Below are 26810 nucleotides of genomic sequence, written 5' to 3' on the forward strand. Positions count from 1 at the left end.
ATGCCTTCCATGCCCAGCACCAAAAGTTGGCTTTCCAAATGATACTATCATTTGGCGGGGTGGTTTGGAGGGGCAGAGCCCCTCCATTCTTGCCACCCAACGGCCATTAGACAGGGCGGCCTGTATCAGGCCGGCGCCAACCCGTGCTGTTCGCGCACCGGCAGGAAGCGGATCAGCGGGAATTCCTCCTCCGCCCGCTTGCGGCGCCAGTCGGAGGTGAAGAAGGCGACCTGTTCGTCGTCGTGGTCCTCGGCCATGTCCATGCGGTTGGCGGCGGCGAAGCGGGCGATGGCGTCGCGGTCCTCGCTCGCCATCCAGCGCATCTGGTTCCAGGGCGCGGCCTCGAACGACGCCGGAACGCCATATTCGGCGCGCAGGCGGGATTGCAGCACATCGAGCTGCAACAGCCCGACCACGCCGACGATCGGCTGCGAGCCGTCGAGCGGGCGGAACAGCTGCACCACGCCTTCATCGGCGAGTTCGTCGAGCGCCTTGCGCAACTTTTTCGCCAGCATCGGGTCGTCGAGGCGGACGCGGCGGATGTGCTCGGGGGCGAAGGAGGGGACGCCCTGGAAGTTGATGGCCTCGTTTTCCGTCAGCGTGTCGCCGATGCGGATGCCGCCATGGGTCGCGATGCCGACCACGTCGCCCGGCCAGGCTTCTTCCGCCACCTGGCGGTCCTTGGCGAAGAAGAACAAGGGCGCGTTGACCGGCACCAGCTTGCCGGTGCGGACCTGACGCAGGCGCATGCCCTTCTCCAGCCGGCCCGAACAGATGCGCAGAAAGGCGACGCGGTCGCGATGCTGCGGGTCCATGTTCGCCTGGATCTTGAAGACGAAGCCGGACAGCTTGGGTTCTTCCGGCCGGACCAAGCGGCCATCGGCGGGGCGTGGGCGCGGCGGCGGGGCGAAGCGGGCGAGCCCTTCGAGCAGGTGAGCGACGCCGAAGTCGCGCAGCGCGGACCCGAAGAACACCGGCGTCAGCGAGCCTTCGAGGAACTTGTCGATGTTGAACTCGGCGCAGGCGCCGGCGGCGAGGGCCGCCTGTTCGCGCAGCGTCGCCACGCGGTCGCCGGGCACGCGCGCATCGATCACCGGGTCATCGAGGCCAGTCAGCGGGATGACCTCGTCGGAATCCACCATGCGCAGGGAGGGATGGAGGATGTCGTAGACCCCGCGGAGGTCGGCCCCCTGCCCCACCGGCCACGCGACGGGGGCGGCTTCCAGCGCCAGCGTCTTCTCGATCTCGTCCAGCAGGTCGAAGGGGTCGCGGCCCTCGCGATCCATCTTGTTGACGAAGGTGATGATCGGGATGTCGCGCAGGCGGCAGACCTCGAACAGCTTGCGGGTCTGGCTCTCGATGCCCTTGGCGGCGTCGAGCACCATCACCGCGGCGTCGACGGCGGTCAGCGTGCGGTAGGTATCCTCGGAGAAATCCTCGTGGCCCGGCGTGTCGAGCAGGTTGAAGACGGTGCCGTCCTTCTCGAAGGTCATCACCGAGGTGGCGACCGAGATGCCGCGTTCCTGTTCAATCTTCATCCAGTCGGAGCGGGTGCGCCGGGCATTGCCCTTGGCGCGCACCTGGCCGGCGAGCTGGATGGCGCCGCCCTTGAGCAGCAGCTTCTCCGTCAGCGTCGTCTTGCCGGCGTCGGGGTGGGCGATGATGGCGAAGGAGCGGCGCCGCGCGGCTTCGGCGGCCACGCGGCCATCCGCGGAAAGGGGCATGTCCATGGTGAGGCGGAACCTAGTGCTGCGGCGCGGCATCCGCCAGCCCGCAAGACTCATGACGGGAATGCAATCAGGCGGCGTCTTGTCCACACCCATGTAGCGACATCATAAGGGCATTCTCGCCGTCGTTGCATGGGCGAGCCCTGAACTGACACGACAATCGCCCAGCCAGCCACATAGCCAGCCAGGAGAGACCCGTCCCATGAACAAGAAGCCCATGAAGGGGCTCAGCCGCCGCCTGCTGATGCTGAATGCGCCAGTTGCCGGCGCGGCGGCGATCGCCACCCCGGCCGCGGCGCAGTCCGGCCGCAGCGACAACGACCCGAACGATCAGCCGGGCCGAGGGCGCAGCGGCGTGACCGACAACGACCCGAATGATGGGCCCGGGCGTGGGCGCGGGCGGCAATCCTCCGGCGTCACGGATTCCGACCCCAATGACGGGCCGGGGCGCGGGCGCGGGCGGCCGCCTTCAGGCGTCACCGATTCCGACCCCAATGACGGGCCCGGGCGTGGGCGTGGGCGGCCGTCGTCGGGCGTCACCGATTCCGACCCGAATGACGGGCCCGGGCGTGGGCGCGGGCGGCCGCCATCGGGCGTGACCGATTCGGACCCAAATGACGGGCCGGGCCGCGGGCGCGGGCGGCCGCCTTCCGGCCTGACCGATTCCGACCCCAGTGACGGGCCGGGCCGCGGGCGCGGAACGCGCGGCGGGAAGTAGCCGCGCTCAGGCCGGCGCGGCGGCGGGCAGGCGCCGCAGCCGCGCCAGGTCGGATACCAGCACGACCAGGGCGGAGGCGGCGAAACCGGCCGCCGCCAGCCAGATGCCGGCGGCCGGTCCCTGCGCCGCCGCCAGGGCACCGCCGGCCAGCGCGCCGATCGGCCGCACCCCATAGATCGCCACCTGCAGCACCGCGCCGACGCGGCCGAGCATCGCCGGCGGCGTCACGATCTGGCGGATGCCGGTCTGGCAGATCAGCCACATCATCGGGCCGAAGCCGACCAGGAATAGGGCGAGGAACGGCAGTACCACGCTGCCGGACGGCGCCGCCAGCAGCAGCGCCGGCGTCGCGAGAGACAGTCCCGGCCCGGCCAGCAGCACGGCATTCGGCCCGAACCGCGCCTGGATCCGCGCCGCGAGCGCAGCGCCCAGGATCATCCCCGCGCCATAGCCCGCCTGCGCGAGGCCAAGCCGCGCCGGGTCCAGCCCGAGCGGCCCGAGCGCGAAGGGCACCACCGCCGCCAGCAGAGCGAAGAAGGCGAAATTCCAGGCCAGGGCGCAGCCGAAGATGCCGCGCAGCAGCGGCTGGTGCAGGACGAAGCGGGCGCCTTCGGCAAGTTGCGCGCGGATGGCGGGGCGGGCGGTGACGACCGGCGCGGGGCGGCGCGGCAGGCAGCGCGCGGCGATGAAGGCGAGTAGTGCCGCCGGCCCCGCCAAGCCGTAGGCGGCAACCGGCGCACCCCAGGCCGCGAGCAGGCCGGCCAACGGTGGCGCGGCGAGGCTTGCCGTCGCGCGTGCCAGTTCGAGCCGTCCGTTCGCGGCGGCCAACCTGTCGCGCGGGGCGAGTTCGGGCACCAGGCTGCCAGCCGTCAGCACGAAGAGCACGGTGCCGCAGGCGGCGATGAAGGTCGCAACCCCCAGAGGGACGGTCCAGCCGGCCAGCGCCGCCGGCACCGCGCCGGCGATGCCCGCCGCCGCGATGAGGGTCGCCGCGCGCAGCAGCCCGGTGCGCGCCAGGCGGTCCACCAGCAACCCCGCCGGGAGGGAGAAGGCGAGCCAGGCCGCCGCCTGCGCCGCCAGCAGGGCGCCGACCAGCCCTGGCCCGGCGCCGAGGGCGAGCACCGCGGTCAACGGCAGGGCGGCCATGGCCAGCTGGTCCGCCCCATGCAGGCCGAGGGCGGCCGCGGTCAGGCGGTTCAGGGGGTTGGGCAGGGTCATGGCGGTGGCTCCGGTTGGGTCCGGCTCCTTTGCCACGCCACGCAACCGGCGCGCCTTCCGCCCGTTGCGTTGGCATCGCACCGCCACATTCGCCTTCCGGTGACATGGTTTGCTACAATAATCGCTGACTGGATCGAGGATTCCACCACCGTGCCCCTGAAGCCGCTCAAGAAAGCCGTCCTGCCCGTCGCCGGTCTCGGCACCCGCTTCCTGCCCGCCACCAAGGCGATGGCGAAGGAAATGCTGCCGGTCGTTGACAAGCCGCTGATCCAGTACGCGGTCGAGGAAGCCCGCGCGGCGGGGATCGAGCAGTTCTGCTTCATCACAGGCCGCGGCAAGACCGCGATCGTCGAGCATTTCGACGTGGCCTACGAACTCGAACGCACCCTCGCCGACCGAAACAAGACCGCCGAGCTGGACGCGCTGCGCGCCCAGGCGATGACGCCGGGCTCGATCGTGACGGTGCGCCAGCAGGTGCCGATGGGCCTTGGCCACGCCATCTGGTGCGCGCGCGCCTTTGTGGGCGACGACCCCTTCGCCATCCTGCTGCCCGACGACCTGATGATGTGCGACGTCTCCTGCACGGCGCAGCTCGCCGCCGCCTACAAGGAGACCCAAGGCAACGTCGTCGCCATCGAGGAAGTGCCGATGGAGCGGGTCAACCGCTATGGCGTGCTGGATATCGCCGAGGACAAGGGGCGGCTGGTCTCGGTGAAGGGGCTGGTGGAGAAGCCGCCGGTCGAGGAGGCGCCGTCCAACCTGACCGTGATCGGCCGCTACGTGCTGATGCCCGAGGTGATGGCCTTCCTCGCCCGGCTGGAGAAGGGCGCGGGCGGCGAGGTGCAGTTGACCGACGCGATGGCCAAGCTGATCGGCACCCAGCCCTTCCATGGGTTGCGGTATGAGGGCAAGCGGTTCGATTGCGGCGACAAGGCGGGGTATCTGGAAGCGCAGGTCGCCTTCGCGCTGAAGCGGCCGGACCTCGCACCGGCCATGCGGACGATCCTCAAGACCTATGGCTGAAGGCGGCATGCCGCCGGCGGGGCGCGACCTCGCCGGCTACGGGCGCAACCCGCCAGCGGCCGCTTGGCCGGGTGGGGCGCGGGTGGCGGTCTCCTTCGTTGTCAATGTCGAGGAGGGGGCAGAGTTTTCCGTCACCAGCGGCGATGAGCGCAACGAGGCCAACCCCGAGAATGCCGTGCTCGTGCCCGGCCTGCCGGACAGCTGCATGGAGACGCATTTCGCCTATGGCTCGCGCGTCGGACTGTGGCGGGTGCTCGATGCCCTCGACACGCATGGCATGAAGGCGACGTTCAATTCCTGCGGGCGGGCGGTGGCGGCGACGCCGGTGCTGGCCGCCGAGCCCGCCGCGCGCGGCCATGAGGTGAGCGCCCATGGCTGGCGGTGGGAAGCCCATGCCGGCATGGATGAGGCGCAGGAACGCGCGGTGATTGCGCGGACCGTCGCGGCGTTGGCCGATGCCGCCGGCACGCGGCCGGTCGGCTGGCACACCAAATCGGCGCCTTCGGTGAACACGCGGCGGCTGCTGATCGAGGAAGGCGGCTTCCTGTATGACAGCGACGCCTATGACGACGACATCCCGCGCCTGGTGCCGGGGGCGGGCGGGCGGCCACATGTCATCCTGCCTTATGCGTTCGACACCAACGACATGCGCTTCCGCCCCGGCCAGGGCTTCGTGTTTGCCGAGGATTTCTCGCGCTACTGCATCGCCGCTTTCGACCGGCTGGTGCGGGAGGGTGGGCGGATGATATCGATCGGGCTGCATCTGCGCACGATCGGCCGGCCGGCGCGCATCGCGGGGCTGGAGCAGATCCTGGCGCACATCGCGGGTGCCGGGGATGCGGCCTGGGTGGCGACGCGGGCGGACATCGCGCGCCATTGGCTGACGCGCTTCGGCTGAAGCCGGCGCTCGTCACGGGCGACCGCTGGTATCGGCGTTCCCGCTCCTCGGACGCCGGGTTTCAGGCGGTCCGCAGTCGCCGCCTTGGCACCACGCGGCGCGGGTCGTCGATTTCGCAGAAATCGGGCGAAGGTCCAGTAACCTTCGCTTCCTGGCGAGGTGCTCGAGGGGCGGCGCCCCTCGACTTCTCAGCGTTGCGCCTGGACGACGCCCCCGCGGCGCACGGGTGCTGGCAGGCTGCTGCTCCTGGTGCCGAGCGAGGAGGTCGAGCGACTGCCCTGTTCGACCGGTGCGGCGCCGCGCGCCGAGCTGCGCTGGACCGTCGTTGACGCCGGGCTGCGCCTGGGTGCCGCGACGGTGCGGCGTGGGGTGACGGCCCGCGTCGCCGCCGCGGCGGCGGTCGTGCCGCGCCCGGGGCCGACGCGCGCGGTGGTGGCGTGGCGGGCGGCGGCGGCGCGGCGGTCCGGCACGCGGCTGGCGGCGTGTGCGGCGCCGACGACGCCGCCGGCCATCAGGGCGGATGGCGCGCGCGGCGCGACGCCGACTTGGGCGAAGCCTTGGTCGAGCAGCGCGCCCATGTGGCGGTCGCGTTCGACCCAGGAACTGCCGCCCATGGTCACGCCCACCAGGCGGACGCCGTCGCGCTGGGCGGAGGTGACGATGTTGAAGCCGGAGTCGCGGATGTAGCCGGTCTTCAGGCCGTCGGCGCCGTCGTAGTTGCCGACCATGCGGTTGTGGTTGCGGATCATCTGCCGGCCCCAGGCGAACTGCACGGTGCCGAAATAGTGGTAGCGGTCGGGGAAGTCGCGGATCAGGCGCAGGCCGAGGGTAGCCATGTCGCGCGCGGTGGTGACGTTCTCGGGGTCGGGCAGGCCGGAGGCGTTGCGGAAGGTGGTGCGCGTCATGCCGATCGCGCGGGCGCGGAGCGTCATCATCTGGGCGAAGCGGTCCTCGCTGCCGCCGAGATGTTCGCCGACGGCGGAGGCGACGTCGTTGGCGCTCTTGGTAACCAGGGCATAGATCGCCTGTTCGGCCGTCAGCGTCATGCCGGGGCGCAGGCCGAGCTTCGAGGGCGGGCGGGAGGCAGCTTCCTCGCTCATGCGGATCGGCGTGGTGAGCTGGACGCGGCCTTCGCGCAAGGCCTCGAACAGCATGTAGAGCGTCATCATCTTGGTGAGCGAGGCGGGGTAGCGCGGCTCATCCGGGCTGGCGGCGATGAGGACGGTGCCGTTGCGCGCGTCGACGACCATGGCCGAGTAGCGGTCACTGCCGATCTGTGCCGCGGCGGGGCCGGCGGTCAGCCACAGGGCGAGGCCCGCGGACAGGGCCAGCAGGCCCCGCCACAGGGCGTTGGTCGGGCGCGACAGAGCGCTCGATGACGTCATACGGGATCCCCCTGGGTCCGCCGCGTGCGGGACGCGGTGGGCTGATGTCAGGGAAGATAACCAGCGCATCTGCCAGCGTCCACCTGAAATCGCGAGGAGTTCGTTTGCTCGCAAGGGTTTACAATATCTTCTTACGGTATTTCGTTACCGCTGCGGCCCGATGCCCAAAAAATAGGCCATGGTGCACTGCAAAAAACTGCTTGCGTATCGAGCGGCAGACCGCCTAAACGACAGCCATGTTGCAGCGCAGCAAAACGACCCGGGCAGCCGGGTCAGGTAAGCGGCCCGGGGCCTTGGCGGCTCCGGTAACCGAGCAAGAACCGGCTACCGACCTAGAAAGGGATGAGAACATGGCTGACACGAAGACTGCTGAAATCAAGACCGACGTGAAGAAGATTGCCGCCGAGGGCGCTGCCCAGGCGCAGAAGATCGTGACCGATGGCGCGGCGAAGGCCCGCGTGGCGATGGAGAAGGGCATGGAACAGATGACCAAGGGTGCCGAAGGCTTCATGAAGGCCGCCGAGGAAGCTGGCGAGTTCAGCCGCGGCAATGTCGAGGCCTTCACCAAGTTCGCGCAGACCTGGGCGACCGGCTCGCAGGAGCTGGCCCGCCAGGCGATGGCGCTGGCCCAGGGCATGACGGACCACACGCTGGAAGGTGCGAAGGCGCTGTCCGCCGTGAAGAGCCTGAACGAGGCCGCCGAGATCCAGGCGAAGTACGCGAAGGCCGCGCTCGAGAAGGCCGTCGCCGAATCCGCCAAGATGCAGGAAGCCGTCTTCAAGCTGGCCGAGCAGGCCGTGGCGCCGCTCAGCGCCCGCATGACGGTCGCCATGGAGAAGATGTCCAAGCCGCTCGCGGCCTGAACCGACGGGACTACGGCCGCCCCCGCCTGCACTACCCCCTCCCCTCCCAGGGCGGGGCGGCCACATGAAGGGCCCGGCATCCGGACCCATTCCGCTCAGGCGGAGTGGGCACCGGGCCGGGCCTTTCGCCGTTCATTCGGCCGGATGACCGCCTCCCGGGGCGTCATTTTAGGGGGACGTCATGAGATGACGGTGGACAATCTGCATCACGGATGCGGACGCCCCTTCACCTCACGGCACGCGCTCCGATATCCTGCCTGGGGCGGGACTGTTGCCGCCGAGCGGCTCGGACCAGTGCCGCGATGCGGTGAGGCCCGTTGCCGCCATGCGGCGGCGGGGGGCCGTTGCCGAAACCGCCTAGGGAAACCACTTCTGCAGCCATGAGCGATCCGGACAAGCGCACGGGTAACGGACAGGGCAATGACGGGTCGCAGACCGGCGTCGTCGTCAAGGCGCGTCCGCGCACCAAAAAGCCCGCGATGTACAAGGTGCTGATGCTGAACGACGACTACACGCCGATGGAATTCGTCGTTCATGTGCTCGAGCGCTTTTTTCAGAAGAACCGCGAGGAGGCGACGCGCATCATGCTGCATGTGCACCGCCGTGGAGTCGGGGTCTGCGGGGTCTTCACCTATGAGGTTGCCGAGACCAAGGTGACACAGGTGATGGACCTGGCGCGGCAGAACCAGCACCCTCTGCAGTGCACGATCGAGAAGGAATAGGGGAAGGGGTCGCAGAACCCCGAGGGGAATCCCATTTAACGACTTGATGCCAGGTGCCGTTCGTTCCCAAGGAGGGCGAGGCACCATCGACAGGGGAGCGTCACCGATATGCTGTCCCGCAACCTCGAGCAGACGCTCCACCGGGCACTGGCGCTGGCCAGTGAACGGCGACACGAATACGCAACGCTTGAACACCTGCTGTTGGCGTTGGGCGACGACCAGGACGCGGCCACCGTGCTGCGCGCCTGCGGCGTCGACCTCGACCGCCTGAAGCGCGACCTGACCGAGTTCCTCGACAAGGATCTCGCCGGGCTGGTGACCGAGCGCGGCGGCGACCCGAAGCCGACCGCCGGCTTCCAGCGCGTGGTCCAGCGCGCCGCGATCCATGTCCAGTCCAGCGGACGGGACGAGGTGAGCGGCGCCAATGTGCTGGTCGCGCTGTTCAGCGAACGCGAATCGCATGCCGTGTACTTCCTGCAGTTGCAGGACATGACGCGGCTCGACGCGGTGAACTTCATCAGCCACGGCATCGCCAAGGCGCCTGGCCGGTCGCAGCCGCGCCCGGTGCAGGGGCAGCCGACCACGTCCTCCGGCCCCTCCTCCGAGGAGAACCAGGAGAAGGAGGAGAAGCCGCGCGGCGGCCGTGGCCAGGACGCGCTGTCCAACTACTGCGTCAACCTCAACAAGAAGGCGCAGGCGGGCAAGATCGACCCGCTGATCGGGCGCGACTCGGAGATCGAGCGCACCATCCAGATCCTGTGCCGGCGCACCAAGAACAACCCGCTCTATGTGGGTGACCCGGGGGTCGGCAAGACGGCGATAGCCGAGGGGCTGGCCAAGCGCATCGTCGAGGGCGACGTGCCCGAGGTGCTGCTGAAGTCGACCATCTTCGCGCTCGACATGGGCTCGCTGCTGGCCGGCACGCGGTATCGCGGCGATTTCGAGGAACGGCTGAAGGCGGTGGTCAACGAGCTGGAGAACCAGCCCGGATCCATCCTGTTCATCGACGAGATCCATACCGTGATCGGCGCGGGGGCGACCTCCGGCGGCGCGATGGATGCGTCGAACCTGCTGAAGCCGGCGCTGGCGCAGGGCACGCTACGCTGCATCGGGTCGACCACCTACAAGGAATACCGCAACTACTTCGAGAAGGACCGGGCGCTGGTCCGGCGCTTCCAGAAGATCGACGTCAATGAGCCGACGCTCGAGGATGCGGTGAAGATCCTGCAGGGGCTCAAGACCAACTACGAGAAGCATCACAAGGTGCGCTACACGCCGGAGGCGATTCGCGCCGCGGTCGAGTTGAGTGCGAAGTACATCCACGACCGCAAGTTGCCGGACAAGGCGATCGACGTGATCGACGAGGTCGGCGCGTCGCGGATGCTGCTGCCGGAAGGCAAGCGGCGGAAGACGGTCACGCTGAAGGATGTCGAGGACATCGTGGCGAAGATCGCGCGCATTCCGCCGAAGTCGGTTTCGACCGATGACCGCGAGACGCTGCGCAACCTCGACCGCGACCTGAAGTCGATGGTGTTCGGCCAGGACAAGGCGATCGAGGCGCTGTCCGCTGCGATCAAGCTGTCACGCGCCGGGCTGCGCGATGCGGAGAAGCCGATCGGCAACTACCTGTTCAGTGGCCCGACCGGCGTCGGCAAGACCGAGGTGGCGAAGCAACTCGCCAAGACCCTCGGCATCGAGCTGATCCGCTTCGACATGTCGGAATACATGGAGCGGCATTCCGTCTCGCGCCTGATCGGCGCGCCGCCGGGTTATGTCGGCTTCGACCAGGGCGGGTTGCTGACCGATGCCGTCGACCAGCATCCGCATGCGGTGCTGCTGCTCGATGAGATCGAGAAGGCGCATCAGGATCTCTACAACATCCTGCTGCAGGTGATGGACCACGGGAAGCTGACCGACCACAACGGCAAGATCGTGGATTTCCGCAACGTCATCCTGATCATGACGACGAATGCGGGTGCGTCGGACATGGCGAAGCCGACCATCGGCTTCGAGCGGGAGACGCGCATCGGCGAGGATGAGGAGGCGATCAAGCGCCTGTTCACGCCGGAATTCCGCAACCGGCTCGATGCCATTGTCAGTTTCTCGGGCCTCACGGCCGAGATCGTCGGTCGCGTCGTCGAGAAGTTCGTCATGCAGCTCGAGGCACAGCTTGCCGACCGCAACGTGACGATCGAACTCTCCTCGGCCGCCAAGGAATGGTTGGCGGAACGGGGCTACGAACCCCTGTATGGCGCGCGGCCGCTGGCCCGCGTCATCCAGGAATTCGTCAAGAAGCCGCTGGCGGAGGAGCTGCTGTTCGGCAAGCTCGCCAAGGGCGGCGCGGTGAAGGTGGGGCTGAAGGACGGGGCGCTGGTGTTCGACATCGTCGAGGCCGCGCCGCCTGCCCTGCCGAAGCCGGAGGAAGGCGAAGGCGACGCGGAGCGGGAGCCGGAGCAGGTCGGGTAGGGGACGTTGGAGAGGGTCTCTGCCCCCCCAAACCTTACCCCGCGACAGGTACCCATTGGCGTTGCGAAGCAACGCCAATGGGAGCCCATCAACCTAAAGGCCTCTCGGCACCTTAGAATTGGCGCCGACGCAGTGCGTCTGGTGGTGCGCCACGGCGGCCATTGCGACAACTGCGCACGATGCCAAAAGATGGCATTCAAAAGGGCCCTGCCCTTTTGCGGGGTGGTTCGGAGGGGCGGCGCCCCTCCGGCCTTCTTCACCCAAGCGGACAGCACACCATGCCTGACCCGGCCCTGCTCATCGTTGATGTCCAGCGCGACTTCTGCCCCGGCGGTGCGCTCGCCGTCCCCGGCGGCGACGAGGTCGTCCCGCTGATCAATGCCCTCGCCCCGCAATACCGCCAGGTCGTGCTGACGCAGGATTGGCATCCGGCCGACCACAGCTCCTTCGCGTCGCAGCATGATGGCCACGCGGTGTTCGCGACGAAGCAGATGCATTACGGCCCGCAGGTGCTGTGGCCCGACCATTGCGTCGCGGGTGGCGACGGCGCGGCATTGCATCCCGCGCTCGACGTACCGCATGCGCAGCTCATCCTGCGCAAGGGCGTGCATCGGGCGGTCGATTCCTATTCCGCCTTTCTGGAGGCCGATCGCGTGACGCGCACGGGACTGGATGGCTGGCTGACCTCGCGCGGCATCACCGAGGTGCATGTCTGCGGCCTGGCGACGGATTTCTGCGTGGCCTGGACGGCGCTGGATGCGCGGCGTTTCGGCTTCGACGTGACTGTCATCGAGGATGCCTGCCGCGCCATCGACCTCGACGGCAGCCTGGCGCGGGCCTGGGATGAGATGGCGGCCGCGGGGGTGCGGCGTGCGCGTCTGGCGGATATCCTGCCCACCTGACGGCGCGATCCGGCGCCGCGGGCAAAGGGGACGCCGGCATGAGCGCGATCAAGGACTGGAAGGGATATTCCGCGGCATTGCGGGAACGCGGCAAGGAACTGGGTCAGCTGCACCCGGACATCGTGAAGGGGTTCGTGGCCCTGAACAACGGCGCGGCGCAGACCAAACACCTTGATGCGAAGACGCGGGAATTCATCGCGCTCGGGGTTGCCATCACGACGAAATGCGAAGGCTGCATGGACGCGCATGTGCGCAAGGCGATGGCCCTCGGCGCGACGAAGGAGGAAATCGCCGAGGCGCTGGGCGTGGCGATCGCACTGAATGCCGGGGCAGCATTTACTTATGCGCTGCATGCGCTGGATCGGGCGAACGAGGCTTGAGGCGCGACATCGGCCCGGTGTGAAAGCTTGTGGGGGGGCAGCCGGGCTGATGCGTCGCAGCCATGGCCCGTCATCATTGACGGGAGGCTGCGATGCACTGGCGCGTTCTGCTCTCCGCCGCCGCGGGACGCATTGGTGCAGGCGCGCGCGACGATCGCCGAGGCGCTTGCCGCGAGTGGCGCCGTCAGACCAGCGCTTTGCGCGCCACCTCCAGCGTCGCCTTCTGTTCCTTCGTCACTTTCGGATAGTGCAGGTCGAGCCCTTCCAGCGCCCGCACGATCGCCGCCACCACTGCGAGGCGGGTGAACCACTTGTTGTCCGCCGGCACCACGTACCATGGCGCATGCCTGGCGGCGGTGCCGCGGATCGCCTCCTCATAGGCATCCATGTAGTCGTCCCAATGGGCGCGCTCGGCGACGTCGGCGGCGGAGAATTTCCAGTTCTTCTCAGGCTCCTCGATGCGCGAGAGGAAGCGGCGCTTCTGCTCGCTCTTGCTGACGTTGAGGAAGAACTTCAGCACCACCGTGCCCTGGCGCGCGAGGTAGCGTTCATAGGCAGCGATATCCTCGAGCCGCTCATCCCAGATTCGCTTGCCGACGAGGCGCTGCGGCAGCTTGCCGCCGCCGAGATAGTCGGGGTGCACGCGCACCACGAGCACTTCCTCGTACCAGGAGCGGTTGTGGATGCCGATGCGGCCGCGTTCGGGCAGCGCCGTGGAATGGCGCCACAGGAAGTCGTGGTCAAGTTCCATCGCGTTCGGTGCCTTGTAGGAATGCACCTGGCAGCCCTGCGGATTGACGCCGGAGAAGACGTGCTTGATGGCGCCGTCCTTGCCCGCCGCATCCATCGCCTGGAAGATGCACAGCACCGACCAGCGGTCCTGCGCGTAAAGCATGTCTTGCAACTCCGACAGGCGCTCGACGCCCTGTTGCAGCAGGTCCGCCGCATGGTCCTTTTCGACGTCCAGGCCCGCCGTGTCGGCGGGGTCGAGTTTCTTCAGGCGGAAATTCTTGCCCGAGGTGACGCAGAAGCAGTCCAGGATCTTCGCGACGCTTTTGTCCATCATGCGGTCTTCCCCCTCGGTGCCAGCACGATCCACAGCGCGGTGCCTGCCTGCAACAGGAATGTCACCGAGAGCGCCGCCGCGTAGCCGGCCGGGTTCCATCCGCCGCCCGGCAGGCCCGGCCAGAGGTCGAGGATCGCGCCGATGCCGGTCTGCAGGATGAAGACCAGCACCAGCATCGCGAAGTTGATGGCGGTGGCGACGCGGCCCTGCAGTTCCGGCGGGAAACCCTGCCCCATCGCGGCATAGCCCGCCACGCCCACCGACCCGCAGAAGGAGAACAGGAACCACACCCCCGCCACCGGCCAGAAGCCCGGTGGTGCAAGGATCAGCGCGAGTTGCGCCACCAGCACGCCGGCGATGCCGAGATAGGGGACGAACATCGGCGAGAAGCCGCGCGACTGCGCGAAGGAGGCGGCGTGGCCGGTCGCCAGGCTGCCGGTCACCAGGCCGGTTGCGTAGATCAGCAGGGCGACCGAGCGCGGCCCGGCATCGAGCCCGCCGACATCGCGCAGCCACGGCCCGGCCCAGAGGCCCTGGAAGGTGAAGTTCAGCGCCGAGAGCACCATCACCGCCGGCAGGAAGCGCAGGAAGCCGCGGTCGCTGAAGATGCGGCCGAATTCACCGATCTCGCGCAGCAGAGAACGGCGCTGCGGCACCACCGCGCCCGGCGGGCGGTCCGGCACCACGAAGCGGATCCACAGCGAGACCGCGACGGACAGCACGGCCAGCAGCGTGAAGATGCCGCGCCAGCCGAGCAGCGGCAGCGCCCATTGCACCGGCACCGTCGCCGACATGCCGCCCATGCCGGCGAGGAACAGCCCCGCCCCGGTCACCGCCGCGACGCGGTGCTTCGGGTACCATTGGGTATTGGCCTTGAGCATCGCCATCAGCCCGGCGCCGAGGCCGAAGCCGCAGATGATGCGTCCGACCGCGAGCGCCCAGACGCCGGGTGCGGCCGCGCTGACCGCGAAGCCTATGGCGGCGACGAGGGCGAGCGTGGATTGCACCTTGCGCGGGCCATGCAGGTCGAGCGCGACGCCGATCGGCAATTGCGCCACGGCGTAGGCGGCGAAGAAGCAGGCGGCGAGCAAGCCGAGTTCGGAGGCCGAGAGGCCGAATTCGATGGCGAGCAGCGGGCCGATCGTCGCCACCAGCGCGCGGTTACCCTGGTTGAGGAAATTGATCGCGGCGAGCGGCAGGGTGATGCGCGCGAAACCTGGCGTGCCGGACATCAGCGCGGGTCGATCCGGATGCTGACCGGGCAATGGTCGGAGAGGCGTTCGCGGACTGCCGCGTCGCGTTCGTTGTAGACGAGGACGCGGAAGCTGTCGCGCACCACCCAGTCGCGCGCCGGGCCGCCGAGCAGAATGTGGTCGATGAAGGGCCGCGCGCCGCCCTCGCGCGCCTGGCAGGGATTGGCGAAGCCCTGCGTCACGCGGGTCAGCGGCGCAGCTTCGCCCAGCAGCGCGATGAACTCGTCATTGCGTTCCATACGCCGGTTGAAGTCGCCGAGGATGGCGAAGGCGATGCCCTCGGCCCGGCGTGCCGCGATCCAGTCCTGCAGGATCGCCGCCTGGCGGCCGATGTTCTGACAGTCGCGCGAATTCGGCTGGCGGATCGGGTCCCAGGCGCAGCCGCCATCGAGATGGACGGAGAGCAGGCGGATCGGCGGCATGTCGCCGTCGCGCACGGTGATATCGGCACCGCGGCGCAGCGAGAAGCGCGCGGTCGGCGCGAGGTCAAGCGCCATCAGGTCCAGGTTGCGCGTGACGGTGAGGCCGCGCCGCCAGGCGAAGCCCGCGCGTTGCGTGTCGGACTCGGCGGGGAAGTGGAAGTCGTAGCGCGTCGCATCGAAGACACGGGCGGCAGCCAACGGGCCATCGACTTCCTGCACGGCGACGACATCAGCGGCGAGGCGGTCGGCATAGGCGCGCAGGCGAGTAAAATCGTCGTTCGAGCGCGGCCGCAGGTTGCGCGGCAAGTCGGGATGGCCGGCCGGCTTGGTGGTCAGCCAGGCGATGTTCCAGGTGGCGAGCTTGAGCTCATTCGCCATCGCGGGAATGGCGAGGAGAGTCAGCAGGGCGATCAGCAGGGGGCGCATGGTGGCCTTCACAGGAGCCGCGCGATTTCGACGTGCGCGGGGACGGGTGGCAAGGCCTCAAGCGGCTGGGTACCGCAGGCGAGGAGGAAATCCGCGATGGCGTCCAGTTCGGCGGCGTCGCGGGTGGCGTCGTGGAAGGCCTCCCCGGCAAGACTGCCGCGCGGCACCCAGAGCACCGTTTCGTAGCGCGCCCGGGTGAGCAGCACGCGGTAGGTGTTGAGGATGAAGCGGCGTTCCTCCGCACCGCGCACCTGGAACCAGCGGTGACCGGCGAAGCGGCGCGGGCGCCAGCCCTCAGTGGCGCGCACCAGGTCGCCGCCCCAGGCGAGGCCGACGACATCCAGTTCCAGCCCCTGGCAATCATATTCCGTCGCGAAGGTCTCGAGCGCCTCCGACGACCGGATGTCGGGCCAGCGGTTGAGGAACCAATCGGCGACCTCGGGGACCTGGACGCCGAGGCCATCGGCGCGCAGCCGGCGCGCCCCGGCGGAAGCGACCAAGCCGGCGCGGCGCAGGCCTCGGCCGAAGCGGCGCAAGCCGTGACGCATCGCGTCGAGGTCGCGCGTGAGCAGAAAGGGCACGCCGCCGGCCTCGGTGGCGATGGCGGCGGCTTCGGTTGCCGCGCCGCGCAGCACGGCATCCACCCAGGGGCTGCCGGCGGCCTCGCGGACGCTGCGCATCGGCAGCGTCAAGTCGAGGTCAGGATCGAGGGCGATCCAATCGCGCGCGCCGTCGGCGAGGCGCTGCGCCGGGTCGGCGCCTGTAATGGTGCGCGGCGCGGCGATGGCGCGCCAGCGCGGGTCGGCGGCGATGACGCGCCCCCATTCGGCGAGGCCCGCCTCGCCTGTGTTGATCTCCTGCCCGCCGCCGATCAGGGCGATGATGACCGACCAGCCTGCGTGCCGGCCCATGATCTGCAAGGCATGCGCCGGCTCGCTCATCGTCAGGTGGCTGACGCGACGTTGCGTGTCGCGCGTCGCCTGCGCTTCGTCCCAAGCGCGTTGCGCTTCATCGAAGACGATGACACGGGCTTCGGGGATGTGCTCGGCGTGGATGACGTATTGTTCGAGGAAGCGATGCACGTTCTGCAAGGCGGTCTGCGCCTGGCGTCGCGCGGCCTGCAGGGTACGGCCGCCGGATGGCGCGGCATCGCGCGCCAGCGCTTCGCGCAGCACGGTGACCAGCGGGACATTGCCCGACAGGAAGGCCGCGCCGTGCGAGCGCAGCGCCCCGAACACCACGTTCAGCCCGCACAGCGTCTTGCCCGCGCCGGGAATACCGGTGACGAAGACGACCAGATGCACGCCTTCGGCCTGGGCACGGGCGATCGCGCGTTCGATGGCAGCGGCGGTGCGCGTCAGGTTCGGCGCATCGGCACGCGCGGCGGCGATCTCGGCGACCGAGTTGCGGCGGTAGAGCAAGGTCGCGGCTTCCAGCACCGTCGGCACCGGGCGATAGGGCCCGCTCTCCCAGGCGGTCGGGTCGAGCGGTTTGGCGGGCACACCGATGCCGGCCTGCACGGCCGCGATCAGCGTTCCGAGCTGCGCGCCATTGCCACGTAGCACGGGGGTCACGCCATGCCAGATCAGCGGCGGATCAAAGCGCGCCGGTGGTGCTTCGGTTGCGACGAGGATCGGCACCACGGGATGGGCGCGGCTGCCGGCGTGGAAGTCGTGCAGGTCGAGCGCGTAATCCTCCGCCTGGCGAAGGTCCTGCGCTTCGAAGGCGCGGGCGCCGTGCTTGAATTCGAGCACCAGGATGGCGCGATCGGTCACGACCACCACATCCGCGCGCTTCTCCAGCCGCAGCAGGTCGCATTCGAACAGCACGCGCCAGGAAGGGTCGGCCTCGCGCAGGGCGACATGGAGCAGCGCGGCCTCGGCTTCCCAGGCGTGGCGCTGCGCCAGTTCGAGCGTGGCGTGGCGCGACGCCTGGGCATAGGCGAGCCGCGCCGCCACGTCGCGCGCCGACAGCGCTGCGAATGCCGCGACCGAGAGCGACAGCCATGCCTTCATGGCGCGCCTGTCCGTCGCGGCCAGGTCGCCACCGCCACGCTGCCCATCATCAGCAGAAAGCCGGCGGCATGGGTGATGGTGAAGGCCTCGCCCAGCCCCGTCACCGCCACCAGCGCCGCGGTGCCGGGCAGGAAGGCGGTGAAGATGCCCGCCATCCCGGCCGGCACGCGCTTCAGCCCGGCATACCAGAGCAGCAGGCACAGCACGCTCGCCGTCAGGGAATGGAACACCAGCAGCGCCGCGATGGAGGGGGCGGCCAGCACCGTCACCGCACCGATGTCGGGCAGGGCGAAGGGGGCGAGCACCAAGGCCGAGAAGGCTTGCATCCAGAGGCTCGCGGTGATCACCGGCACGCGGCCGGCGATGCGGCGCGCCAGCAGCACGTAGGAGGCCTCGCCCAGCACGCCGCCGAAGACTAGCAGGTTGCCGAGCGGCGAGCCGCCCGCACCACCGGCCGTGCGCGCCAGGGTGATCGCGGCCATGCCGAAGGCGGCCAGGGCGACGGCCGCCCATTGGCGCGGCGGCAGACGCTCGCGCAGGAAGACCGCGCCACCGATGGCGACCGCCGCCGGCAAGCTCGCCAGCACCAGCCCACCTTCGAGCGCCGTGGTCAGGCGCAGTCCGGCGAGCAGCCCGGCATTGTAGATCGCGGTGCCGAATACCGCCTGAAGAGCAAGGTTGCGCAGCACCGCCGACGGCACGCGCACCGGCCCGTCCAGCCAGCGCGCCAGCGGCCACAGCACGGCCATCGCCAGCACGCAGCGTAGGAAGGCGATCATGGCAATGGGCAAGACGTCGGCGAGCACCTTCGCCACCGCGACATTGGCGCCGACCAGCGCCATCGACAGGGCGAGTTGCAGGTAAGCGAGGCGCACAGGCGGCAGCCTATCGTAGGCCGGCGGCACCCGCCATCAGCCCCACCATGTATCGCCCCAGGCGCCAGGCAGGTCGGGCTCGCCGACGGCCGGGCGGCTCATGCTTCGCCGTCTTTCTTGAATGGCGAGAGGGTGGCCAGCGCCTCCATCTCCCGCATCATGGCGGGGCGTTCGCGTTCGAGGAATTCCGCCACCGCACCGGACAGGCCGGGATGGGCGATCCAATGCGCCGAATAGGTCGGCACCGGCAGGTAGCCGCGCTGGATCTTGTGCTCGCCCTGCGCACCGGCCTCGACGCGGCCGATGTGGTGCGCGATCGCGAAGTCCATGGCCATATAGTAGCACAGCTCGAAATGCAGGAAGGGCACGTCGACCGTCGCGCCCCAGTTGCGGCCATAGAGCGCGTCGCGGCCGACCAGGTTCAGCGCGCCGGCGACGAGTTCCCCGTCGCGCTCGGCCATCATCAGCACCACGGCGTCGCCGAGCCGGTCGCCCAGCATCGGCCAGAAGCGTTTGGTCAGGTAGGCGCTGCGGCCCCACTTCTTGTCGGTGGTGCTGCGATAGAAGCGGTGGAAGGCGTCCCAATGGCGTTGCGTGATCTCGGCGCCGCGCAGGGTGAGCAACGTCAGGCCGCTGGCTTGCACCTCGCGCCGTTCGCGCTTGAGCACCTTGCGCTTGCGCGAGGCCAGCGCGCCCAAGAAGTCGTCAAAGCAGCCATAGCCCGGATTGGTCCAGTGGAACTGGGTGCCGAGGCGTTGCAGCCAGCCGGCATCGCCGAGGGCGGTCCAGTCATCGGCGGTGCAGAAGGTGGCGTGGACGGAGGAGGCGCCGACCGCCTGGCAGCCCTGGGTCAGCGCCTGGGCCAGAGCGCCGGGCGGCACCTCGGCGCCGGGGCGGACCAGCAGTCGCGGGCCAGGCACCGGGGAGAACGGTACGCAGACCTGCAATTTCGGATAGTAACGCCCGCCAGCGCGTTCCAGCGCATCGGCCCAACTGTGGTCGAAGACGTATTCACCCTGGGAGTGCGATTTGGCGTAGCAGGGCGCGCAGGCGAGCAGGGTGCCAGCTTCGTCGTGCAAGGCCGCATGCTGGGGCAGCCAGCCGCGTTCGGGTACAGCGCTGCCGCTATCTTCCAGCGCCGCCAGGAAGGCATGGCTGACGAAAGGGTTGTCATCCCCCGCGCAGGCATCCCACTCGGGTGCGGGGATATCGGCGATGCGCCGATGCAGGGAGAGCGAAAGCGGGGCGGGTCCGTCGGCCATCGCCCCCAATGTCGCGCAGCCACGGCTGGGCGCAAGGACCCGGCGTCTCGGCCCGGCGGGCCTAGTGCCCCGAGGTGCCGCCCGGCGAGCGCCGGACACGGCCCGCATCAGGCATCATGCGCCTTGTAGAGGCTGATGATGCCAAGCAGCGTGGTGATGGCGCCGCAACTGGCCACGATGATGGCCACCGTCTCCGAGGGCGTCGCCGGCAGGCCACCCGGCAGGGCGATCAGCCGCGTCGAGATGCCCAGGCCGAGATACGCGCCGCCGGCCATGGCGCCGAAGCCGATCATCAAGGCCACGAGGCCGAGCGCGATAGCCCAGCGCTCGTCTGGCGGCAGGCTACGCCGCTGCTCCGATCGATGGTCCCGATTGTTCCAGTAACCAATATCCGACATGTGCCGGGCCCCTTGCACAATCCTAGGTTTATTTCACCATTATGTGAGGTTCATTTGCAATCAGTTTAAGTGAGGTGATCGCGCTTCGCTGCAACCGAACCACAGGTCACTGCCACCGCGCATCACGGGACGAAGCCCGGCAACAGCCTTCGGTTGCATCGTGCGGAATGATCCAGACGCTGTTGCGTGACGGCGCGCCGGGCGGCGCATGATGCCGCCGGACCCCATGGGCAAGCCCGTCGCTGCCATCCATCGCCGATGGGGCCAGGCCAACCTGTCCCGGGGCGGCAACGGCGAGCCGCCGCCCCAGGCGGTTCAGGCGATGTCGAACATGCCTTCGACCTCGACCGCGGCATCCGCCGGCAGGGAGGGCACGCCGATCGTCGAACGGGCATGCCGGCCGGCATCACCGAACACCTCGACCGCGAGGTCCGAGGCGCCGTTCATCACGGCCGCATGCTGGGTGAAGCTGCCCGGCGCGGCGATGAAGCCGCCGAGGCGCAGGATCCGCTTCACCCGGTCGAGATCGCCGGTCGCCGCCTTCACCTGCGCCATCACGTTGATGAAGCAGAGCCGCGCGGCGGCGACGCCGTCCTCGATGCTGACCTCCTCGCTGAGCTTGCCCGTGTAGGCCACCTTGCCGTCGCGCAGCGGGATCTGGCCCGAGACCACCAGCAGCGAGCCGGCCATGGTGAAGGGGAGGTAATTAGCGATCGGCGCCGCCGGCGTCGGCAGGGTGATGCCGAGTTCCGCGAGGCGCTGTTCGATACGTCCGGCCATGGGTCTGTTGTCCTTCAGAAAACCAGGCGGGAGATGACGCGGTCAGGCGGCGTGGCGCAAGGCCCGGCCACGTCGTGGGGCGTGCTGCGCCGGCAGGTCGAGCGGCAGCAGCGGCGGCTGGCTCGCCTGGGCCTGGGCGGGCGGCGGGACTTCCTCGGCGGCCGGGTCGGGCAGGTCGGCGCGGCCGAGGTAATCCAGCGCCAGCCGGCGGAAGGCCCAGTCGAGCACCGAGGTGGCGCGGCGGATCGCCGGGTCGCCTTCCACCATCCCGCCAGTGCCGGGCGCATAGGCGTAGGCATCGACGAAGGCATCGAGCGGCACGCCGTGGCCGAGGCCGAGCGAAACCGCCTGGGCCACCGCCTCATGCAGGGCACGGCTGGCGATGCTCTCGCGCGGCAGGCTGAAGGCGATTTCGCGCAGCCGGCCCTGGTCGTCCTCGGCGGCGCGCAGGGCGATGCGCGCGCCTTCGATGGTGATGCGCCAGGTGCGGGCGGCCGGCGCCGAGACCGGGCGCGGCGCGCTGCGGCGCGGCGCCTGCGGGGTGGCCGGCATGGCCGGGGCGGCCGGCGGGGCGGCGTCGAGGAAGGGCAGCACGGCGGCTTCCATCGCCGCGCGCGATTCGGGCGTCGGCGGGGCGAGCAGGCCGGCGGCGACATCGCCGGCCCGCAGCGCCGCGCGGGTCGGCAGCAGCAGCATCCGACCCTCCCCGTCGCGCGACGGGCGCACCGCCCCATAGGCGGGGGCGAAGCCGGCGGTCTCGGCGCCGAGCAGGGCTTCCACCGCATCGGCCGGGGCGAGCGCCACGCAGCCATGATGACGCAGGCCGGGCGAGGCGGCGGCGGCATCGAGCGCGGCGCGGGCGGCGGCGGCAAGGCCGGGGATGGCCGTCTCGGCTGGCGGCTCCGGCCAGATCAACGCGACCGGGTGCAGCGCGCCATGGCGCTCGGCGAGGCGGCCGGATTGCGCCTCGGCGGCACCACGGGTCAGGGCGGCGATGGCGGCGGCGACGGCGCGCGCCTCGGCGCTGTCGTAAGGCAGTCGGAAGGCGGCGAGCAGGCCGGCGAGGTCGGCGAAGCCCACCCGCAGCCGCGGCGCCCGGCCCTGGCCGAGAATGTCGAGCACCCGCACACCCAGGGCCACGGCCGCCGCATAGGCATCGGCATCGAAGCCGCCAGCGGCGTCGAGGAAGGCCGGCAGGTTGAGCACGAAGCGCGCCTCATCCTTGCGCTCACGCCATACCTCGATGCCGGGCGCGCCGCGGCGGGCCAGCAGCAGGGCGCGCAGCGCGGCGGCGAGGTCGTCGGCCTCCTCCGGGCTGTCGAGCAGGCCGAGCCGGCGGCCGCGCATGGTGACGCGGCGGATCCAGCCTTCAGCCAGGGTGGGGAAAACCACCGGACCGGAGCCGGGGGCCAGGGCCGCCAGCGCCTCGGCGCCGCCGTCATCCCAGGATGCGGGGAGAGCGATGGGGCGCGGTGGCGCGTCGGGCTCGGCGCCGCAGCGCTCCCGCCGAAGGGCCACACCATCCCACAGAGTGCCGATCATGCCTGCCATGGCCTGATGCTATGCGCGGTTGGCGCGGGGTGGAAGCCGCATCTTGTGTCCTTTTTGCCTCGGACCCCCAATATCCTGTGGATAGGATGATCTCTGCGCCATCTTTGCGCCCGACCGCGCGCTGTGGCATCAGGGGGGCTTACCGCCTGCCCGAGGGACGTGCCGCATGGCCCTGTTCGACAGCCTGTTCATTCGCCTGACCAGCCGCCGCATTGGCCAGGACAGTACCGGCAACACCTATTGGATGGCGCGCAGCCGGCGCGACACCTATGGCCGCCCGATGCGCCGCATCACCTATGCCGGCGCGCCGGACCCGACCACCGTGCCGCCGGAATGGTGGGGCTGGCTGCATCACACCACCGATTCGCCGATGGATATGAACGCCCCGCGCAAGCCGTGGCAGAAGCCGCATCTGCCGAATCTGACCGGCAGCGCCGAAGCCTGGCACCCGCCCGGCATGGCCGCGCCCGGCCGCCCGCAGGTCGCCGGCGACTATGAGGCCTGGACACCGGGGCGCTGAGCCCCGACATCCCATTCCCATGCAGAAGCGCAGCCTTGCCGAAATCCTGACCGGTGCCGTGGTGCTGGTCGTGGCCATCGCCTTCCTGGCCTATGCCATCACCGGCAGTGGAAGGGCACTGGCAACCGGCGGGTTGACCCTGACAGCGCGGTTCGACCGCATCGATGGCCTCGCCCCCGGGGCGGATATCCGCGTCGCCGGGGTCAAGGTGGGGCAGGTGACGGCGCAGCGCATCGACCCCGCGACCTTCCTCGCGGTGCTGACGCTGAACGTCGATTCGTCGCTGCGCCTGCCGACCGACACCTCGGCCGAGATCCAGAGCGAGGGCCTGCTCGGCGGCAAGTACATCGCGCTGGTGCCCGGTGGGGCGGAGCAGTTCCTGCGCGATGGCGGCCAGATCACCATCACCCAGAGCGCGGTCAGCCTGGAAAGCCTGCTCGGCCGCTTCATCTTCAGCGTGACGGAGATGAACCAGCAGCGCGGCGGCGACCAGCCGGCCCCCGCGCCGGCGCCCGCCCCGCGATGACCACGACGGCTCCCGGCACCTGGCCCGGTGCGGACGGCGCGCCGATTTCCTGCCGCGAGAAGCTCAAGGTGCTCGCTGAGAACCACGAGGAGGCGCGCCAAGCCTTGCAGGACATCTTCGAGGATGCCGTGCTGATGGGCGTGGACGAGGCCGCGATGCGCCGCATCCTGGCCGAGCTGGTGGCGGGGCTCGACAGCCCGAAGCGTCGCGCATGAAGTGGCTCGCGGTGCTCGCCGGGCTGTTCCTCGCGCTGCCGGCCTCGGCGCAGGAATGGGTGCCGATGCGCAGCGCCAGGCTGCAGGCGCTGGACAAGGTGACCGCGCGCGTCACCATCCTGGAAGCGCCGGTCGGCGGGTCGGTGGCGTTCGGCTCGCTCACCATCAACCTGCGCGCCTGCCAGGGCCGCGCGCCGGAGGAAGTGCCCGACGCGGCGGCTTGGATGCAGATCACCGACAGCCGCGCCGCGGCCGGCAGCGCGCCGGCCTTCACCGGCTGGATGTTCGCCAATTCGCCGGGCGTGCACATGCTGGAACATCCGGTCTACGACATTCGCGTGCTGGAGTGCCGGTAGGGGCTGGGGTTGGGCTTTCGCGGCGGACGGAAGCGGAGAAGGGCTTTGTCCCTCTCCGATCACCCGCGCCTCACGCCGCCAGCCGCGTCACCGATGCCGCGCCCAGCATCCCCGGCAGCAGCGCCTCGGCCGCCAGCGCGCCTGAGATCACCACCGCCTCGACCCCCGGGCCGTGGGTCGCCGCGCCGGCGAGCAGCAGCCCCGGCAGCGGCTGCTTGACCGGCAGCACGCGGCTGGTGCCGTAGATCGAGCCCCCGGTCGTCCAGGCATAGCGCGCGAAGGTGACCGGCGAGGCATCGGCGCGGCAGACGATGCGCTCCCGCAGGCCAGGGATGACCTCGGCGGCGCGGTCGATCAGCGCGTCGGCCATCGCGACCTTGCGGGCGCGATAGGCCGGGCCACGGCGCCAGGCGTCCAGCGCGGCGGGGTCGTCGGTGCCCGGCGGCAGCCAGGACGCCGCTTCGGCCTGCGGCAGCAGCGCCAGCAATTCCAGCGTCGAATGCCCGGCCGGCGCGCAGCCCGGATCCACCAGGGAGGGAGCGACCAGCGCGATCGGGCCGAGGCAGGTCCGCGCATGGACGATGGGCGGCATGTCGAGCGGCCCGGTGAGGCCGAGATGCACCGCCACCGCCGAACAGGCCGGCCGCGCCTGCGCCAGGCCGGCAGCGAGGGCCTCGGGCGGCAGCAGGTGCCGCGCGGCCATGATGGGGTCGCCATTCAGCACCACGGCCGAGGCCGGCAGGTGGCGTTCCTCGCCTGACCGGTCGCGCAGCAGCAGCCCGCTGGCGCGGCCGCCTTCGGTCAGGATGCGGGCGACCGGCTGGTGCAGGTGGACCTCGCCGCCGCGGGCACGGATCGCACGCACCAGCGCCTCGGCCAGGCGGCCCGAACCGCCGACCGGATAGACGCCGCCATGGATGGCGTAGCCGAAGATCGGCACGAATTGGCGGACCGTCAGGGTTGCCGGGTCTTCGGTGATGTAGCCCGACAGCGCGGTGACGTCGGCGCGGGCGGCCTCGCCCAGCCCATGCCGGTCGAGCAGGTCGCGCCAGGGCCGGTTCATCCAGGCGGCGGCGAGCGGATGCGCCTTGGCGAAGGCGAGCATCGCCGCGGGGGTCCGCGGCGTGCCGGGGATGCCGCCGCGCCCCTGCCCGGTCGCGTACATGGCGGATTGGATGGCGCGGATCTCGGCGAAGAGCGCGGCGAGGCCGGCGGCATCCCCGGGGTGGCGCGCGGCCAGGGCGGCGACATGGGCGTCGATGTCGCGCGGCACGTCGAACACCGTGCCCTCGTTCCAGAAGCGGTGGTCGAGGTGGCGCATCTCGATGCCATCGGCGATGCCGAGGCGTTCGAACACCGAACGGACCGGGCCGCCCGGCTGCCAGCCCGAGATGTCGTGCACGCCGGAGTCGAAGCGGAACAGCAGCGGGCCGCCGGTCACCGGGTCGGTGCCGCGGGCGCGGCGCGGCCAGGTGTGGGCGAAGCCGCCGGGCAGGTCGTGCTGTTCATGCACGCTGACGCGGATGCCGGCATCGGCCAGCAGCGCGGCGGCGGTCAGCCCGCCCAGCCCGGCGCCGACGATGCGCACCGGGGGCGCCGCCGGGGCGCGGAGCGCGGGGGCCGGCCAGCGCGCTTCCTCGCCCTGGATCACCTTCATGAGGCCGCGGCGCATCAGCAGCTTCGGCCCGGCGATCGAGGCCAGCGTGGCGAGCAGCAACGGCCCCCAGCGCAGCCAACCCGGCGCCGCCATCACGTCGGCGATGGCGAGGAAGGCGAAGACACCCCCCCACAACGCCGAGAGCAGGCGGTTGATGCGCGCGAAGAGCGGGTTGTTCGTGGCGCCGGGGAAATCGGCGGCGGCGATGTCGGCGGTCCAGGGCCGGCCGATCGCCAGGCTGATGGCGGCACCGGCCGCCAGGGCGGCGAAGAGAATTGCCAGGGCATGCGGCCGCAAGGCCGGCAGCGGCAGCAGGCTGGCCGCCAGGATCAGCGCCAGGGGCGGGATGATGGCAAGTTCGAAGGGCCGCCAGGCGGCACCCGCGCGCCACAGCATCGTGGCACGGCCGAGCGCGTAGGCCAGGGCGACGGCCGCCGCCGGGGCATCCCAGCCGAGCGCCAGGCCGATGAAGAACAGGAACTTCGGCAGCAGGGCCAGGTGGGCGCGCAGGAAGGCCTTCATGTTGGTTCTCCATGGACAGGGCGCCCGCGGCGCCGCATGTTGACACCATCAACATTGAGCATTGAGTTAACAGTGTCAACATCGAATCGACCCTATCACCATGGCGACCTGCGCGCCGCCCTGCTCGATGCCGCCGACGCGCTGGTCGAGAAGGGCGGCGACGGCGCCGTCAGCCTGCGCGAGGTGGCGCGCGCCGCCGGCGTCTCGGCCACCGCCGCCTATCGCCATTTCACTGACAAGGAGGCGCTGCTGGCGGCGCTGTCGGCGCGGCATTTCCGTGACTTCGGCGCGGCGCTCGGCGCCGCGGACACGGCGGGCGGGATGGCCGGCCGGGGGCGCGCCTATGTCCGCTTCGCCCTGGCGCGGCCGGGCCGCTTCCGGCTGATGTTCAGCGGCCTGCGCGCGCGCAGCGCGGCGCATCCCGAATTGCGCGAGGCATCCTGCGCCGCCTTCGAGGCGCTGCGCGGCGCGGCGGGGTCGGAGGACGCCGCGCTGCGCGCCTGGGCCTTCGTGCATGGCCTAGCGCATCTGCTGCTCGACGGCGCGTTGCAGGGGGGTGACGAGGAAGCGGTGATCGCGCGGCTGGTGACGGAACCGCCGCCGGCGCGCGGGGGCGGGTGACGGCGTCCATTGGCCCCGGCCGGGGTGCCGCGGCCACCGCATC

Annotated in this window: 26 protein-coding genes; 13 read left to right on the forward strand and 13 right to left on the reverse strand. The window is 70.3% G+C overall.

The features are described from left to right. Positions 1-125 precede the first annotated feature (125 nt). Positions 126-1724, reverse strand: a complete 1599-nt coding sequence (locus IEY36_RS20180) for a peptide chain release factor 3 (RefSeq protein WP_456307052.1) — start codon at positions 1722-1724, stop codon at positions 126-128. A 205-nt stretch (positions 1725-1929) separates the two neighbouring features. Here IEY36_RS20180 and IEY36_RS20185 point away from each other — a divergent pair, with 205 nt between their 5' ends. Continuing rightward, positions 1930-2445, forward strand: a complete 516-nt coding sequence (locus tag IEY36_RS20185) for a hypothetical protein (RefSeq protein ID WP_188970113.1) — start codon at positions 1930-1932, stop codon at positions 2443-2445. Between the two features lie 6 nt (positions 2446-2451). Here IEY36_RS20185 and IEY36_RS20190 read toward each other — a convergent pair whose 3' ends face one another. Further along, positions 2452-3663: an MFS transporter gene (locus tag IEY36_RS20190; protein ID WP_188970115.1), complete on the reverse strand. Its 1212-nt coding sequence runs from the start codon at positions 3661-3663 to the stop codon at positions 2452-2454. 150 nt (positions 3664-3813) lie between these two features. Here IEY36_RS20190 and galU point away from each other — a divergent pair, with 150 nt between their 5' ends. Continuing rightward, positions 3814-4686, forward strand: coding sequence for a UTP--glucose-1-phosphate uridylyltransferase GalU (gene galU, locus IEY36_RS20195; RefSeq protein WP_188970117.1), 873 nt, complete (start codon positions 3814-3816; stop codon positions 4684-4686). Continuing rightward, positions 4679-5584: a polysaccharide deacetylase family protein gene (locus tag IEY36_RS20200; RefSeq protein WP_229681449.1), complete on the forward strand. Its 906-nt coding sequence runs from the start codon at positions 4679-4681 to the stop codon at positions 5582-5584. The genes galU and IEY36_RS20200 overlap by 8 nt, the downstream gene beginning before the upstream one ends. Before the next feature lie 188 nt (positions 5585-5772). Here IEY36_RS20200 and IEY36_RS20205 read toward each other — a convergent pair whose 3' ends face one another. Beyond that, positions 5773-6969, reverse strand: coding sequence for a D-alanyl-D-alanine carboxypeptidase family protein (locus tag IEY36_RS20205; protein ID WP_188970119.1), 1197 nt, complete (start codon positions 6967-6969; stop codon positions 5773-5775). Between the two features lie 236 nt (positions 6970-7205). Between IEY36_RS20205 and IEY36_RS20210 the strand changes: the two genes are divergently transcribed. The 5 genes from IEY36_RS20210 (at position 7206) to IEY36_RS20230 (ending at position 12302) form a co-directional block, all read left to right on the forward strand. Beyond that, a complete protein-coding gene (locus IEY36_RS20210; RefSeq protein WP_188970121.1) occupies positions 7206-7832 on the forward strand; it encodes a phasin family protein in 627 nt (208 codons plus the stop codon). Between the two features lie 380 nt (positions 7833-8212). Then, positions 8213-8554: an ATP-dependent Clp protease adapter ClpS gene (gene clpS / locus IEY36_RS20215; RefSeq protein WP_188970123.1), complete on the forward strand. Its 342-nt coding sequence runs from the start codon at positions 8213-8215 to the stop codon at positions 8552-8554. Between the two features lie 108 nt (positions 8555-8662). After that, positions 8663-11020, forward strand: coding sequence for an ATP-dependent Clp protease ATP-binding subunit ClpA (clpA, locus tag IEY36_RS20220; protein WP_188970126.1), 2358 nt, complete (start codon positions 8663-8665; stop codon positions 11018-11020). Between the two features lie 278 nt (positions 11021-11298). Further along, positions 11299-11922: a bifunctional nicotinamidase/pyrazinamidase gene (gene pncA / locus IEY36_RS20225; RefSeq protein WP_188970128.1), complete on the forward strand. Its 624-nt coding sequence runs from the start codon at positions 11299-11301 to the stop codon at positions 11920-11922. Positions 11923-11969: 47 nt separating this feature from the next. Beyond that, a complete protein-coding gene (locus tag IEY36_RS20230; RefSeq protein WP_373290339.1) occupies positions 11970-12302 on the forward strand; it encodes a carboxymuconolactone decarboxylase family protein in 333 nt (110 codons plus the stop codon). Between the two features lie 184 nt (positions 12303-12486). Here IEY36_RS20230 and IEY36_RS20235 read toward each other — a convergent pair whose 3' ends face one another. The 9 genes from IEY36_RS20235 to IEY36_RS20275 all read right to left on the reverse strand — a co-directional run bounded on the left by IEY36_RS20235 (position 12487) and on the right by IEY36_RS20275 (position 22341). Beyond that, a complete protein-coding gene (locus IEY36_RS20235; RefSeq protein ID WP_308423190.1) occupies positions 12487-13368 on the reverse strand; it encodes a polyphosphate kinase 2 family protein in 882 nt (293 codons plus the stop codon). Beyond that, the gene (locus tag IEY36_RS20240; RefSeq protein ID WP_188970131.1) at positions 13365-14600 is read right to left on the reverse strand and encodes an MFS transporter; all 1236 of its coding nucleotides are present in this window, start codon (positions 14598-14600) and stop codon (positions 13365-13367) included. Before IEY36_RS20240 ends, IEY36_RS20235 begins: the two co-directional genes overlap by 4 nt. Beyond that, on the reverse strand, positions 14600-15469 hold the full coding sequence (locus IEY36_RS20245; protein ID WP_188970133.1) for an endonuclease/exonuclease/phosphatase family protein: 870 nt from the start codon (positions 15467-15469) through the stop codon (positions 14600-14602). Before IEY36_RS20245 ends, IEY36_RS20240 begins: the two co-directional genes overlap by 1 nt. A gap of 8 nt (positions 15470-15477) precedes the next feature. Continuing rightward, a complete protein-coding gene (locus IEY36_RS20250; protein WP_188970135.1) occupies positions 15478-17484 on the reverse strand; it encodes a DNA/RNA helicase domain-containing protein in 2007 nt (668 codons plus the stop codon). Further along, positions 17481-18359 (reverse strand): DMT family transporter, encoded by an 879-nt coding sequence (locus IEY36_RS20255; RefSeq protein ID WP_188970137.1) that lies wholly within the window; start codon positions 18357-18359, stop codon positions 17481-17483. Before IEY36_RS20255 ends, IEY36_RS20250 begins: the two co-directional genes overlap by 4 nt. Before the next feature lie 98 nt (positions 18360-18457). Further along, on the reverse strand, positions 18458-19621 hold the full coding sequence (locus IEY36_RS20260) for a GNAT family N-acetyltransferase (protein WP_188970139.1): 1164 nt from the start codon (positions 19619-19621) through the stop codon (positions 18458-18460). Positions 19622-19728: 107 nt separating this feature from the next. Further along, on the reverse strand, positions 19729-20019 hold the full coding sequence (locus tag IEY36_RS20265) for a hypothetical protein (protein ID WP_188970141.1): 291 nt from the start codon (positions 20017-20019) through the stop codon (positions 19729-19731). A 315-nt stretch (positions 20020-20334) separates the two neighbouring features. Next, positions 20335-20799 (reverse strand): RidA family protein, encoded by a 465-nt coding sequence (locus IEY36_RS20270; protein WP_188970143.1) that lies wholly within the window; start codon positions 20797-20799, stop codon positions 20335-20337. A 42-nt stretch (positions 20800-20841) separates the two neighbouring features. Next, a complete protein-coding gene (locus tag IEY36_RS20275) occupies positions 20842-22341 on the reverse strand; it encodes a TSCPD domain-containing protein (RefSeq protein ID WP_229681450.1) in 1500 nt (499 codons plus the stop codon). A 175-nt stretch (positions 22342-22516) separates the two neighbouring features. Between IEY36_RS20275 and IEY36_RS20280 the strand changes: the two genes are divergently transcribed. Genes IEY36_RS20280 through IEY36_RS20295 form a run of 4 tightly spaced genes read left to right on the forward strand, consistent with a single transcriptional unit; the run spans position 22517 to position 23967 of the window. Beyond that, positions 22517-22870, forward strand: a complete 354-nt coding sequence (locus IEY36_RS20280) for an NADH-ubiquinone oxidoreductase subunit NDUFA12 family protein (protein WP_188970147.1) — start codon at positions 22517-22519, stop codon at positions 22868-22870. A 19-nt stretch (positions 22871-22889) separates the two neighbouring features. Continuing rightward, complete coding sequence (gene mlaD, locus IEY36_RS20285; RefSeq protein ID WP_188970149.1) at positions 22890-23396, forward strand: outer membrane lipid asymmetry maintenance protein MlaD; 507 nt, start codon at positions 22890-22892, stop codon at positions 23394-23396. Next, complete coding sequence (locus IEY36_RS20290) at positions 23393-23611, forward strand: hypothetical protein (protein ID WP_188970151.1); 219 nt, start codon at positions 23393-23395, stop codon at positions 23609-23611. The genes mlaD and IEY36_RS20290 overlap by 4 nt, the downstream gene beginning before the upstream one ends. Continuing rightward, on the forward strand, positions 23608-23967 hold the full coding sequence (locus IEY36_RS20295; RefSeq protein WP_188970153.1) for a DUF2155 domain-containing protein: 360 nt from the start codon (positions 23608-23610) through the stop codon (positions 23965-23967). Before IEY36_RS20290 ends, IEY36_RS20295 begins: the two co-directional genes overlap by 4 nt. A gap of 70 nt (positions 23968-24037) precedes the next feature. Here IEY36_RS20295 and IEY36_RS20300 read toward each other — a convergent pair whose 3' ends face one another. Next, positions 24038-26146, reverse strand: a complete 2109-nt coding sequence (locus IEY36_RS20300) for a phytoene desaturase family protein (RefSeq protein WP_188970154.1) — start codon at positions 26144-26146, stop codon at positions 24038-24040. Between the two features lie 72 nt (positions 26147-26218). Here IEY36_RS20300 and IEY36_RS20305 point away from each other — a divergent pair, with 72 nt between their 5' ends. Then, a complete protein-coding gene (locus IEY36_RS20305) occupies positions 26219-26767 on the forward strand; it encodes a TetR/AcrR family transcriptional regulator (protein ID WP_229681451.1) in 549 nt (182 codons plus the stop codon). Positions 26768-26810: the final 43 nt, after the last annotated feature.

The sequence above is a fragment of the Neoroseomonas lacus genome (genome assembly GCF_014644535.1).
Lineage (GTDB): Bacteria > Pseudomonadota > Alphaproteobacteria > Acetobacterales > Acetobacteraceae > Neoroseomonas > Neoroseomonas lacus.